This is a genomic window from Prauserella cavernicola (assembly GCF_016595675.1).
Lineage (GTDB): Bacteria > Actinomycetota > Actinomycetes > Mycobacteriales > Pseudonocardiaceae > Prauserella_A > Prauserella_A cavernicola.
The window spans coordinates 211,629-224,116 of sequence record NZ_JAENJH010000001.1; the positions used below are offsets into that span (position 1 = coordinate 211,629).

A 12,488-nucleotide genomic window follows, 5' to 3' on the forward strand; every position below is an offset into this window, starting at 1 on the left:
CCTGGCACCCCCGCGTCGATCGCCGGCCGCGAGTCTAGTCAGCGTGACTACCGACCGTGCTGGCCCCTGCGCTTTTCCGTCATATCCGCTGGGCCATACGTGCTCAGCACGAGCCGGTACCGCTCGATGAGCCGGGCGCGCAGCGGTGCCGCCCGGCGTGCGAACGCGGCCTGGGCGCGCGCGTACTCGGCGCGGCCCTCAGAGGTCTCGATGGCCACGGGGGAGTGCCCGAGCGACGAGAGGTCGTACGGGCTCGCCCGCATGTCGAGCAGCCGGATGTCGGCGGCGAGCGCGAAGCAGTCGCCGAGCAGTTCCGACGGCACGAACGGACCGAGCTTGTACGCCCACTTGTAGAGATCCATGCCGACGTGCAGGCAGCCCGGCTGGTCGAGGTCGCGCTGGGTGTCCCGGGTCGGCTGCAGCTCATTGCGCGGCCGGGCCTCGTCGGTGAAGAACCGGAACGCGTCGAAGTGCCCGCAGCGCACGCCCAGCGACTCCACCACCGCGTCGGTGCCCTGCGATCCGAGTCGCAGCGGCAGTTGCGCGTGCCGCACGTCGCCCGCGGGCAGCCGGTAGACCATGGCCCACTCGTGCAGGCCGAAGCAACTCAGCCGCGGCGCCCTGCTCGCCGTGGCCTCCAGCAGCGACAACACGTACCGCGCCGTGTCGGCGAGTCTGCCGCTGAACGCGCGCGGGTCGACCTCGATGCCCTCGGCCACCTCCTGGTAGCCCTTGCGGTCGAGGAACCGGCGCGCCGACGGCCCGCCGAGCACCACGCCTGGCCCCGGCTGCCACCGCTCCAGGTGCGAGGGCGGGTGCGAGTAGTACGTGAAGAGGAAGTCCAGCACCGGGTGCTTCTCGCCGTGCGAACGGCGGTGCTGGTGCGGCCGCGTCCACGCGCGCATCCTGGCGACGTGCGCGTCCTCGCGCGCACGCCACTCCTGCTCGGCAAGCCACATGGGTTACATGGTGACGTGCGTGCCGTCGCGGACGGTACCCACGTACTCCTCGACGAGATCCTCCAGCGCCACGATGCCCACCACGGCGCCCGCCGCGTCGATCGCCTTCGCCAGGTGACTGCCCTCGCGGCGCATGGCCGAGAGCGCCTTGTCGAGCCTGGCGTAGTGCGGCAGCGCGGTCAGCTTGCGCATCTTGGACTGCGGCACCCGGGTTCCCGGGTCGTCGCCGTCCTGGTCGAGCATGTCCTTGACGTGGACGTAGCTGGACAGCTCGCCCGTGTCCGTGCGCACCGGGTACCGGGAGAATCCCGTGCCGGAGACGGCCTGCTCGACGTCGCCCAGCGTCGGGGACGGTGGCAGGGTGGTGAGCTCGGCCATCGGCACCAGGACGTCGGCGACGGTCTTGTCCGCCGACGACAGCGTCTGGCTGAGCCTGCGGTGCTCGGACTGCTCCAGCAGTCCCTCCCGTCGCGACTCGCTCAGCAGCTCGGCGAGCTCGGCCGAGGTGTAACTCGAGTCGATCTCGTCCTTGGGCTCCACCCGCATCACCCGGAGCACGCCGTTGGCGACGCCGTTGAGCAGCCACAGGAACGGCTTGACCAGCCGCACCCAGGCGACGTGCACGGGAACGAGCCACAGCGCGAGCCGCTCCGGTTCGGCGATGGCGATGTTCTTCGGCACCATCTCGCCGATCAGCACGTGCAGCAACGTGATCGCCACGAGCGTCACGGCGAACGCGACGCCGTGCACGAGGTAGACCGGCAGGGGAATGCCGAGCGCCGCCACCGCGGCCTCCAGCTGGTGGGCGACGGCGGGCTCACCGAACTGCAACAGCAGCAGCGAGCAGACCGTGATGCCCAGTTGTGCGCCCGCGAGCATGATCGAGACGTGCTTGCTCGCGTTGATGACGATCCTGGCGCGGCCCTTGCCCTGCTCCAGCAGCGCCTCGAGCCGGTCGCGTCGCGAGGAGATCAGGGAGAACTCGGCGCCGACGAAGAAGGCGTTGCACAGCAGCAGGACACCGATGAGCGAGATCGCGACCCAGTCGTTCACGGGGTCACCTCCTCGCGGTGCCGCACGCTGACCTCGGCGATGCGGTGCCGGTCCATCGCGGCGACGGCGAGCCGCCAGTCGTCGACGTCGATCGCGTCTCCCGCGTCGGGAATCCGGCCGAGACGTTCCAGGATCAGGCCCGCGATCGTCTCGTAGTCGCCCTCGGGCATGCGGAAACCGGTGACGTCGAGCACCTCGTCGTCGCGCAGCTGCCCGGACACCATCCAGCTGTCGGCGGTGAGTTGCTGCGACGCGGGCTGTTCGCGCACGTCGTGCTCGTCGCGGACGTCGCCGATGATCTCCTCGACGACGTCCTCGAGCGTGACCAGCCCCGCGCTGCCGCCGTACTCGTCGACGACGATCGCGAGCTGGAACCGCGAGTCCCGGAGCCGGTTGAGCAGGGTGTCGCCCGGCAGCGACTCGGGCACGGTCGGCATCGGCCGCATCACCGACGAGATGGTGACGGTGCCGCGTTGGGCGGCGGGGACGGTGAACGCCTGCTTGACGTGTACCGCGCCCTGCACGTCGTCGAGATCCTCGCGGTAGACCGGAAAGCGCGAGAACCCGGTGCGGCGCGAGACCTCGACCAGGTCGTGGATGGTCTCGTCCATGCGCAGCGACTCGACGCGCACGCGCGGGGTCATCAGCTCGCCGGCGGTGCGCTCGCCGAAGCGCAGCGACCGGTCGAGCAGCTGCGCCGTGGAGACGTCGAGCGTGCCGGTCTGCGCACTCGTGCGCACGATCGAGCCCAGCTCCTGCGGCGACCGGGCCGACCGCAGTTCCTCCTGCGGTTCGATGCCCAGCTTGCGCACGACCCAGTTGGCGCTGTTGTTCATGAGAGTGATGAGCCAGCGGAACAGCGCTGAAAAACGCGAGTGGTAGCCGGCGACGGCGCGCGCGGTCTGCAACGGACGTGCCACCGCGAGGTTCTTCGGCACCATTTCGCCGATGACCATCGACAGTGTGGTCGCGAGGAGCAGCGCGAGAACCAGTGAGGCTCCGGACGCCGCGCCCTCGGACACGCCGATGCCGGCGAGCACGGGCTGGATGATGCGGCCCAGCAGTGGTTCGGCGACGTAACCGGTGACCAGCGTGGTCAGCGTGATCGCCACCTGCGCGCCGGAGAGCTGGAACGACAGCGTGCGATGGGCCTTCAGCAGTGTCTTCGACCTGCGGTCGCCGACCTGCCTGACGTTGGACTCGATGGTGCTGCGCTCGAGCGTGGTGAGAGAGAACTCGGCGGCGACGGCGAGACCGGTGCCCACCGTCAACAACACGACAAAAAGGACACCGAGTACGGTGAACAGAACTTCCATCAGCGCGCACCGCTCTCGGCGAGGCGGGCGGGAGAAAGGTAAATCAGGCAGCCGGGTCGCTCACCCGGCCGACTACTGTCACCAGGTGACTGCGCATCGCGCACGAAAGTCGTCACTCCTCATAGGAAACTGCCGAAAAGGGAAAGTGGCGTCATCTTAACCGGGTGAAACACCGGACGTACGGCGGATGTTCCAGCCCGCTCACGACACGGGGACGCCCCGGTGCCGCCGCACGCTCTCCTCGACGAGGTCGAGCACGGGCTCCAGGTCGTCGGCGGGCAGGCCCATCGCGAGGTGCGACACCAGGCCCTCCAGTACGAGTTCCAGATACGCGGCGAGCACGTCGATGCTGATGTCGTCGCGCAGGTTGCCCGCCTGGCGCTGCCACGAGAGCCGCTTGCGGGTGGCGGTGGTGAGCTGTTCCGAGCGCTCGGCCCAGCGGGCGCGGAACTCCGGGTCGGTCCGTAGCCTGCGCGACACCTCGAGCCGGGTGCCGAGCCAGTCGGCGGGGTGCTGGCTGCGGCCCGAGAGCAGATCGCGCATCACCTGCACCAGGCCCTGCTCGGCCACGACGTCGCCCATCCGCGCCGCGTCGTCTTCCGCGAGGGCCAGGAACAGCGATTCCTTGTCGCGGAAGTGGTGGAAGATCGCGCCCCGGGACAGCTGGGTGGCTTCCTCGAGCCGCCGGACCGTGGCACCCTCGTATCCGTGGCGCCCGAAACACGCGCGTGCGCCGTCGAGGATCTGTCGCCTGCGCGCGTCGAGGTGGTCCTGGCTGACCCGTGGCATCCCCCGATCTTGACACCTGGGGGACGGGTTATGCAATCCGTACGTACGTACTGAGAGTCCGGGAAGGGCCCACGAGAATCCTGCGATTGTCGTACCCCGCGTGTAGCGTCGCCAAGGCATGGTCGGTGCGAGTTGATGGCTGGTGATCCGATGACTGCCGTTCGCGTTCCTCCCCATTCCAGACGACACAGACACGACGGTGCCGCCGCGGCCGATGTGGCCGCCCGGAAGGTGGCCAGTCGTGCCGAGGGCGAAGCCTACGTGGCGTCCGTCTGTTTCAAGCACGGTCCGCCACGACTGCTCGGAGTGGAGCTGGAATACCTCGTCCACGACACGGGCGACCCGAGCCGTCCCCTCGAACCCGACCGACTCGCCGCCGCTCTCGGCCCGCATACCCCGCGCACGTTGCGCCAGGACAGCCCGGCACTTCCCTTACCGGGCGGATCGTCCCTCACTCTCGAACCCGGTTGCCAGGTGGAGATTTCCACCGCGCCGCAACCTTCTCTCCGTGACCTGGCCTCGGTGGCCGGTCTGGATCTCGCCTACGTCACCGATCTCCTCGCCCTCGGGGGCCTGCGCCTGCATCCGCACGCGATCGACGCTCACCGCGAGCCGCGCAGAGTGCTCCAGACGGAGCGCTACGCCGCGATGGAGCGCCGCTTCACGCCGATCGGACCGGGCGGGCTCACGATGATGTGCAGCACCGCCGCCGTGCAGGTGTGCCTCGACGCGGGGGAGGCGTCCGACATCCCGGCCAGGTGGGCGGCGGTCCACGCGCTGGGTCCGGTGCTCATGGCCCTGTTCGCCAACTCCCGCGTCCACGCCGGAGCCGACACCGGGCACGCGTCGGCGCGGATGCGCGCGGTGCTGGACACCGAGAACGCGCGCACCTATGCGGCGGGCCCGGACCGCGATCCCGCCGCGGCGTGGGCCACACGGGTGCTCGACACCCCGCTCATGGTCGTGCCGAGGGCCGACGGTCCGTGGGACGCCCCCGACGGCCTCACCTTCGCGGACTGGATCGAGGGACACGGCCCCGCCGACGTCCTGGGTCCGCCGACCACGGCCGACCTCGACTACCACCTGAGCACGATGTTCACCCCCGTGCGGCCGCACGGGTACCTCGAGATTCGCTACCTCGACGCGCAGCCGCCCGCGACGTGGCTGCACCCGGTGGCGCTGCTGACCGCGCTGCTGCATCGTCCATCCACAGTGGACAAGGTGCTGGAGCTCTGCGAGCCCGTCGCCGCGTGCTGGTCCGAGGCCGCGTGCCACGGGCTCGCCGACCCGCGACTGCTGCGCGCCGCCCGTGCGGTGGCCGACCTCGGCTGCGCGGAGCTGACCGCCTTCGACCTGTCCGCCGACACCATCGCCGACATCGCCTACGCCGTGCAGAGGCGCGTGCGCAGGCGGGGAGGGGACCGAGCATGAGCGTGACCAACGAGCCGCCCCACCCGGTGCGGGACCTGAGCCCCGAGGCGCTGCGCGAGCACACCGCGACCGCGCTCGGCCGCGCCCGCGAGCGCAGCGTGGCTCTCACCGACGCCGTCGACGACGGTGAGCTGACCCGCCAGCACTCGAAGCTGATGTCTCCGCTGGTGTGGGATCTCGCCCACATCGGCAGCCAGGAGGAGCTCTGGCTCGTCCGCGACGTCGGCGGGCGGGAACCGCTGCGGCCCGACATCGACGACCTCTACGACGCCTTCCAGCACGCGAGGGCGGACCGGCCGGCGCTGCCGCTGCTGGGTCCCGCCGAGGCGAGGGCCTACGTGAGCGAGGTGCGGGAGAAGTCGTTCGACGTGCTGGAGCGTGCCCCGCTGGAGGGCAGCAGGCTCACCGAGGCGGCGTTCGCTTTCGGCATGATCGCCCAGCACGAGCAGCAGCACGACGAGACCATGCTTGCCACGCACCAGCTGCGCCGCGGCGAGCCGGTGCTGCACGCGCCGGAGCCGCCGCCGCGCCGGATGGGCGCGGTCGCGCCCGAGGTGCTGGTGCCCGCCGGGTCGTTCTCGATGGGCACCTCGGTGGAGCCGTGGGCGCTCGACAACGAACGACCCGCTCACGAGGTCCACGTCGACGCGTTCGCGCTCGACGTGTTCCCGGTCACCAACGGGCAGTACGTGGCGTTCCTCGATGGGGGCGGCTACTCCGATCCGCGGTGGTGGAGCGAGGCGGGCTGGGCCTATCGCAGCGAGCACGACATCAGCGCCCCCCGGTTCTGGCGGCGCGAACCCGGTGGCTGGTGGCGGACCCGGTTCGGCGTCCACGAGCCGGTGCCCGAGGACGAGCCCGTGGTCCACGTGTCGTTCTACGAGGCCGAGGCCTATGCCGCGTGGGCCGGCAAGCGGCTGCCGACCGAACCGGAGTGGGAGAAGGCCGCCCGGTACGACCCCGCGACGGGCCGGTCGCTGCGCTACCCGTGGGGCGACGACGAGCCGGGCGTGGAACACGCGAACCTCGGCCAGCGGCACCTGCGGACCGCCGTCGTGGGCGCCTACCCCGCCGGTGCGTCACCGCTGGGAGTGCACCAGCTGATCGGCGACGTGTGGGAGTGGACGAGCAGCGACTTCAGCGCCTATCCCGGGTTCGCGGCGTTCCCGTACCGCGAGTACTCGGAGGTGTTCTTCGGGCCGGAGTACAAGATGCTGCGCGGCGGTTCGTTCGGCACCGACGCCGTGGCGATCAGGGGAACGTTTCGCAACTGGGACTACCCCATTCGCAGGCAGATCTTCGCCGGCTTCCGGTGCGCCCGCGACCTCCGGCCCGACGAGCGGTCCTGACGGTGTGCAGGCATCTGGCCTATCTGGGGCAGGAGTGCTCGCCCTCGGAGGCGGTGTTCACCGCGCCCCACTCGCTGCTGGTGCAGTCGTACGCGCCGAAGGACATGCGCTACGGCGGCACGGTCAACGCCGACGGGTTCGGCCTCGGCTGGTTCGCCGGCGACGGCGTCCCGGTCCGCTACCGGCGGTCGAGTCCGTTGTGGACCGACACTGATCTGCCGCGGATCGCCGAGACGGTACGGGCGAGGACGTTCGTCGCGGCGGTGCGCTCGGGCACCACGGGAATGCCGGTGACCGACGCCGCGTGCGCACCCTTCGCGGACGAGCGCTGGCTCTTCAGCCACAACGGAGTGGTCCGGGGCTGGCCGGGCTCCGTGGCCGGGCTCGCGGAGAAGCTCGCCGTCACCGATCTGCTGGGCCTCGAGGCACCCACCGACTCGGCGCTGCTGTGGGCGCTGGTGCGCGACCGCCTGCGGGGCGGCGCGGATCCCGTCGACGTCGTGGCCGGACTGGTCACCGACGTGGCCAGAGCGGCGCCCGGCTCGCGGCTCAACCTCCTGCTGGCGGGCGAGGACCTGCTCGTCGGCACGGCGTGGACCCACGCGCTGTCGGTGCGCGCCACCGCGGGATCGGTGCTGCTCGCCTCGGAGCCACCGGACGACACCGCGGGGTGGCGGCCGGTTCCGGACCGCCACCTGGTGGTCGCACGGCGCGGTGATCCGCCCACCGTGGACATCACCCCACTCGACACCCCACACGACAGCGCTGGGGACAGCGCGAGCGACGACGATCGGAGTCAGGCGTGAGCGACGTGGATCTCGACGTCCACCGCAGCGGCGAGGACATCACCGAGGCGCTGCGGCGCGACGTGCGCGAGGGACTCTCGGCGCCGCAGAAGTGGTTGCCCTCCAAGTGGTTCTACGACGCCAGGGGAAGTGAGCTGTTCGAACGGATCACCGAGCTGGACGAGTACTACCCGACCCGGTGCGAGCGCGAGATCCTGCGCCGCGAGGCGGGCGAGATCGCCGCGGTGACGGGAGCGCGCACCCTCGTGGAGCTCGGCTCCGGTTCGAGTGAGAAGACGCGACTGCTGCTGGACGCGCTGAGCGCGCACGGCACGCTGCGCGAGTTCGTGCCACTGGACGTGTCGGAGTCGGCGCTGGCAGAGGCCGCCGAGGCGATCGCGGGCGACTACCCGGACCTGACCGTCCGCGGTGTCGTCGGCGACTTCACCGAGCACCTGGGACTGCTGCCCGGTGAGCGGCCGAGGATCGTGGCGTTCCTCGGCGGCACCATCGGCAACTTCCTGCCCGCCGACCGGGCGAAGTTCCTGCGCTCGGTGCGCGACGTGCTCACCGAGGGGGAGTGGCTACTGCTCGGCACCGACCTGGTCAAGGATCCCGGCACGCTCGTGCGGGCCTACGACGACGCACAGGGCGTGACGGCCGAGTTCAACCGCAACGTGCTGCGGGTGCTCAACGAACGGCTCGGCGCCGATGCCGACCCGGCCGCCTTCGAGCACGTGGCCCACTGGGACGCCGAGCACGAGTGGATCGAGATGCGCCTGCGCGCGACGAGCGACACCCGCGTGCGCATCCCCGGCGCCGACCTGGAGGTGACGTTCACGGCGGGCGAGCACGTGCGCACCGAGATCTCCGCGAAGTTCCGGCCCTCCGGTGTGCGCGCCGAACTGGCCGAGGCCGGGCTGTCACTGGAGCGCTGGTGGACCGACGAGCGCGACCGGTTCGGCGTGTCGCTGTCGCGGGCGGTGGCCTGAGCCCGCCCCGTGATCGAATGAGCGGATGCGCAACCCCCTACCGGCGCTGGCCCGTGCGCTGGGCACGCGTCCGTGGTTGATGAAGCTGGCCGCCGCGGTGGTCTGGGCGGACGCCAGGCTGCACCGGGTGTCGCGGGGGCGCGTCAGCCTCGTCGGGATCGCGGGGCTGCCGTCGCTGCGGCTGACGACGCGGGGCCGTCGATCCGGGCTGCCCCGCGACAACAACCTGCTGTACCTCCCGCACGGCGGCGACTTCGTGGTCACCGGCTCCAACTGGGGCCGCCAGCGCGATCCGGGGTGGACGTTCAACCTCCGCGCCGACCCGCACGTGACGGTTCTCGTGCGCGGCGGGACGGTGAACGCGACGGCCCGTGAGCTCACCGGCGCCGAACACGAGGCGATGTGGCGCGAGCTGCTCGCGTTCTGGCCCGGCTATGCGATGGAGCGCGCCGGGGCCGGTCGCGAACTGCCGATCTTCGTCCTCACACCGGGTGACCCCCCAACGGGCGAAGTCGGCTGAACCAGCCGTTCGCGCACCCCTCCGTCGTGGCTCGTTGTGCCATTCTTCGCCGTGGTGACCGGCGGCAATCGGAGGCGAACGGGTGGGTAAGGCAAGTCGGACGGTGGCTCTGGTCGGCGCACTGCTCGCGGGGATCGCGTTCGCGGGCGTTCCCGCGACGGCGTCCGCGCAGGGGCCGGCGAAGGTCGAGTGGGAGGCGTGCGACGACGCGCGCACGGCACAGGATCCCGGGCCCTACAGCTGCGCGGAGTACCGCGTCCCGATCGATCACGACAACGCCGCGCTCGGCACGCTCGACCTCGCGCTGATGCGCAGGGCGGCGAACAAGCCCGACCAGAAGATCGGCTCGCTGTTCCTCAACCCTGGCGGTCCCGGGGCCTCGGGCACCACGATGGCCATGTCGGCCGAGCACTACTTCGAGCCCGCCGTGCTCGACCGCTTCGACATCATCGGGTTCGACCCGCGCGGGGTCGGCGACTCCACGCCACTGCGCTGCTTCACCACCGACGAGGACGCCGAGGAGGTGCAGAGCAGGCTCGTGTCGGTGCCGACCACGCGCCAGCAGATCTCCGACGCACTGAGCACCTACCGCGACTACGGCCAGTTCTGCGAGCGCAACGCGGGCCCGCTGTTGCAGCACATGTCCACGCGTGCCGTGGCCCGCGACCTCGACCTGCTGCGGCAGGCGGTCGGCGACGACACGCTGAACTTCGCGGGCTTCTCCTACGGCACGCTGCTCGGCGCCACCTACGCGAACCTGTACCCGGACAAGGTGCGCACGATGGTGCTCGACGGCAACGTCGACCCCTCAGCCCGCACCACGGACAGCCTGCGCCACGACCGTCAGCGGGCGGAGGGCTTCGAGCACGCGCTCAACGGCTTCCTCACCGAGTGCGGCAAGGCGGGCAAGGAGTGCGCGTTCGGCGACGGCGAGCCACGCCGCAAGTTCGACGAGCTGCTCGAGAGCATCCGCGCCGAGCCGGTCGACCTGCCGGACGGATCGCCGGTGGATCTCAACGCGTTCGTCGGCGGTGTCGGTGGAGCGCTGTACTCGCCGACCGCTTTCCGTGGTCTCGCGCAGGATCTGCAGGAGCTCTACAGCGTGGTGAAGCCTCCGCCCGGAACCGAGCCGAAGACGGTGCGAGCCGGTGACCTCGACACGCTGCTCAATCCCGAGGACGACCCCCGCCACGACGGGCTGACCGACAGCGAGTACACATCGGACGACGCGTTCTTCGCCGTCAACTGCGCCGACAAGCGGTTCAGTCACACACTCGGCGACCTGCCCGGCATCGCGGGTTCCTGGGAACGCGACGCTCCGCTGTTCGGGCGCTACCAGGCCTTCGCCGACCCGGCGGCGTGCCCGCAGTGGAAGGGCGGCACCGACGCCTACCGCGGTCCGTGGAACGCGGCGACGGAGAACCCGGTGCTGGTGGTGGGCAACTACTACGACCCGGCGACGCGGTACTCGTTCGCGCAGCGGATGGCCGACGAACTCGGCTACGCGCGCCTGCTGTCGGTGGACGCGTTCGGACACTGCAGCCTCGGTTCGGCGTCCGGTGTGGACCGTGCGGTCTCGGACTATCTGGTGAACCTGACGGTGCCGCCGCGCGGCAAGGTCTACCAGCCGGACAGCAGGCCGTTCGAGGCGCCTCAGTAGCGGCGTCGGCGACGCGCGACGGGTGAGCGGCGGCCGGGGTGGCCGTCGCTCACCGCGCCCGGTGTGTCCGATTCGTGATCATCGCGAGGGGAACCGGAACGGCGCGCGGAACCTCTCAGGTGTTGTTCCGATGAAGAAGTGAAACGAGGAAAACGTGTACAAGCGTCGTGTTGCCTTCGCCGCTGCGATGGCGTCCCTTGCCCTCGGTCTGTCCGCGTGCGGAGGCGACGAGGACACCGCAGGTGAGCAGACCACCGAACAGCCCGCCCCGTCGTCGGCCGAGTCGTCGGCCGCCGAGTCGTCGGAGGCGACCGAGCAGGCTGACACCGCCTCTGGCGACATCACCGCTCCCGGCACCGAGCTCAAGATCGGCGAGACCGCGACGGTGCCGTTCGAGTACGGCACCGACAAGAGCGGCACGATCGCCGTCACGGTGACCGCCATCGAGCAGGGCGAGGAAGCCGACCTCGCGCAGTTCGGCGAGCGCGCGAAGGGGCTCGTGCCGTACTTCGTCAAGTACACCGTCGAGAACGTCGACGGCTCCGACCTGGCGTACTCCAACCTTTCCCTGCGTGCCGTGACGGCCGAGGGCCGGAGCACCGGCGTGGTGATCACCGGCGGTGTCGAGGGCAAGTGCGAAAGCGAGACCGCGGACCAGGACTTCACCACCGCCGGCGCGTCGTACGAGACCTGCAGGCTGCAGGCCGGCCAGGCCGGCGTGGAGGTCGCGGGAGCCGAGTTCAGCGAGGGCGACGACTACTCCGACGACCCGATCGTCTGGACCAAGTAAGCCCCGAGAACGAGCACGGTCCGGTTCCTGGAGTCCGGGGACCGGGCCGTTGCTGTGTCGTGGATCGACCGTGCTCGACGGTCGCGTTCGGACTTCGCGCCTCCCATCGGTGTTCGGTGTGGACCGTCACCCCACGGCGCTGCGCACCAGCAGTGCCACGGCGCTGGCCGCGGCCACGGCGAGCACCGCGACCCGGATCGGCCCGCCGTCGAGGAACTTGCGCAGTGGGCCGGACAGGAGAAAACCGGCCAGCAGGAACGGCAACAGCCACAACGTCTGCACGACGTGCGTGAGGTGCACCTGTCCGCCGAGCCCGAGGCCGATGAGGGACACCACCGTGCCGAGCACGAAACCCGCGGCCAGTGTCGCGCGGATGCGCGGGCCCGGGGAGTGCTGGTACAGCAGGGCGACCGGCGGACCGCCGATCGACGCCGCCGTGCCGAACGTCCCACTCGCGACACCGGCGACCAGCAGTGGTCCCGGTCGCGGTTCGGGGCGCCACGACACCACCGACAGCAGCACGCACACCAGCACCGCGACCCCGACCAACGCCGAGAACGGGCGCGGGGCGAGTGTCGCGACCGCGAGCACGCCGAGTGCCGTGCCCGGGACGCGGCCCGCGAGCACCCACCACACGCCGGTCCAGTCGGTGTGGCGGTACTCCCGCAGTATCGTCAGCAGTCCGTGGGTGCTCGACACCAGTAGCAGCGGAACCGGTACCAGCGTCGGATCGAGCAGCGCGACGAGCGGCACCGCGACCAGGTTGAGCCCGTAGCCGACGGCGCCCTGCACCAGCGCGCCCACCAGCACGATCAGTCCGATCAGGACATCCGGCACCGCGTGG

General features: G+C 70.8%; 12 protein-coding genes. 7 read left to right on the forward strand and 5 right to left on the reverse strand.

Going from position 1 to position 12,488, the window contains the following annotated elements; translation table 11 throughout:
* Positions 1-47: 47 nt before the first annotated feature.
* From JHE00_RS01015 to JHE00_RS01030, 4 genes are all read right to left on the reverse strand, one after another.
* A complete protein-coding gene (locus tag JHE00_RS01015) occupies positions 48-959 on the reverse strand; it encodes a 3-methyladenine DNA glycosylase (protein WP_200313788.1) in 912 nt (303 codons plus the stop codon).
* 3 nt (positions 960-962) lie between these two features.
* On the reverse strand, positions 963-2,012 hold the full coding sequence (locus JHE00_RS01020; RefSeq protein WP_200313791.1) for a hemolysin family protein: 1,050 nt from the start codon (positions 2,010-2,012) through the stop codon (positions 963-965).
* Positions 2,009-3,328, reverse strand: coding sequence for a hemolysin family protein (locus JHE00_RS01025; protein ID WP_200313793.1), 1,320 nt, complete (start codon positions 3,326-3,328; stop codon positions 2,009-2,011). Before JHE00_RS01025 ends, JHE00_RS01020 begins: the two co-directional genes overlap by 4 nt.
* A gap of 201 nt (positions 3,329-3,529) precedes the next feature.
* A complete protein-coding gene (locus tag JHE00_RS01030) occupies positions 3,530-4,117 on the reverse strand; it encodes a TetR/AcrR family transcriptional regulator (RefSeq protein ID WP_200313795.1) in 588 nt (195 codons plus the stop codon).
* A gap of 150 nt (positions 4,118-4,267) precedes the next feature.
* Here JHE00_RS01030 and JHE00_RS01035 point away from each other — a divergent pair, with 150 nt between their 5' ends.
* The 7 genes from JHE00_RS01035 (at position 4,268) to JHE00_RS01065 (ending at position 11,644) form a co-directional block, all read left to right on the forward strand.
* Positions 4,268-5,548, forward strand: coding sequence for a glutamate-cysteine ligase family protein (locus JHE00_RS01035; protein WP_200313797.1), 1,281 nt, complete (start codon positions 4,268-4,270; stop codon positions 5,546-5,548).
* On the forward strand, positions 5,545-6,897 hold the full coding sequence (gene egtB / locus JHE00_RS01040; RefSeq protein ID WP_200313799.1) for an ergothioneine biosynthesis protein EgtB: 1,353 nt from the start codon (positions 5,545-5,547) through the stop codon (positions 6,895-6,897). The genes JHE00_RS01035 and egtB overlap by 4 nt, the downstream gene beginning before the upstream one ends.
* A gap of 2 nt (positions 6,898-6,899) precedes the next feature.
* Complete coding sequence (egtC, locus tag JHE00_RS01045; RefSeq protein WP_200313801.1) at positions 6,900-7,703, forward strand: ergothioneine biosynthesis protein EgtC; 804 nt, start codon at positions 6,900-6,902, stop codon at positions 7,701-7,703.
* Complete coding sequence (gene egtD, locus JHE00_RS01050; RefSeq protein WP_200313803.1) at positions 7,700-8,674, forward strand: L-histidine N(alpha)-methyltransferase; 975 nt, start codon at positions 7,700-7,702, stop codon at positions 8,672-8,674. The genes egtC and egtD overlap by 4 nt, the downstream gene beginning before the upstream one ends.
* 25 nt (positions 8,675-8,699) lie before the next feature.
* The gene (locus JHE00_RS01055) at positions 8,700-9,194 is read left to right on the forward strand and encodes a nitroreductase family deazaflavin-dependent oxidoreductase (RefSeq protein WP_200313805.1); all 495 of its coding nucleotides are present in this window, start codon (positions 8,700-8,702) and stop codon (positions 9,192-9,194) included.
* An 82-nt stretch (positions 9,195-9,276) separates the two neighbouring features.
* Positions 9,277-10,854, forward strand: a complete 1,578-nt coding sequence (locus tag JHE00_RS01060) for an alpha/beta hydrolase (RefSeq protein WP_307831764.1) — start codon at positions 9,277-9,279, stop codon at positions 10,852-10,854.
* A 187-nt stretch (positions 10,855-11,041) separates the two neighbouring features.
* Complete coding sequence (locus JHE00_RS01065) at positions 11,042-11,644, forward strand: hypothetical protein (RefSeq protein WP_230422771.1); 603 nt, start codon at positions 11,042-11,044, stop codon at positions 11,642-11,644.
* Positions 11,645-11,770: 126 nt separating this feature from the next.
* Here the strand turns inward: JHE00_RS01065 and JHE00_RS01070 are convergent, their stop codons facing one another.
* A complete protein-coding gene (locus tag JHE00_RS01070) occupies positions 11,771-12,481 on the reverse strand; it encodes a sulfite exporter TauE/SafE family protein (RefSeq protein WP_200313810.1) in 711 nt (236 codons plus the stop codon).
* Positions 12,482-12,488: the final 7 nt, after the last annotated feature.

Coding starts and splice junctions, on each gene's coding strand:
- JHE00_RS01015 (WP_200313788.1), bottom strand. CDS start 959: ATGTGGCTTGCCGAGCAGGAGTGGCGTGCGCGCGAGGACGCGCACGTC.
- JHE00_RS01025 (WP_200313793.1), bottom strand. CDS start 3,328: ATGGAAGTTCTGTTCACCGTACTCGGTGTCCTTTTTGTCGTGTTGTTG.
- JHE00_RS01030 (WP_200313795.1), bottom strand. CDS start 4,117: ATGCCACGGGTCAGCCAGGACCACCTCGACGCGCGCAGGCGACAGATC.
- JHE00_RS01035 (WP_200313797.1), top strand. CDS start 4,268: ATGACTGCCGTTCGCGTTCCTCCCCATTCCAGACGACACAGACACGAC.
- egtB (WP_200313799.1), top strand. CDS start 5,545: ATGAGCGTGACCAACGAGCCGCCCCACCCGGTGCGGGACCTGAGCCCC.
- JHE00_RS01055 (WP_200313805.1), top strand. CDS start 8,700: ATGCGCAACCCCCTACCGGCGCTGGCCCGTGCGCTGGGCACGCGTCCG.
- JHE00_RS01065 (WP_230422771.1), top strand. CDS start 11,042: ATGGCGTCCCTTGCCCTCGGTCTGTCCGCGTGCGGAGGCGACGAGGAC.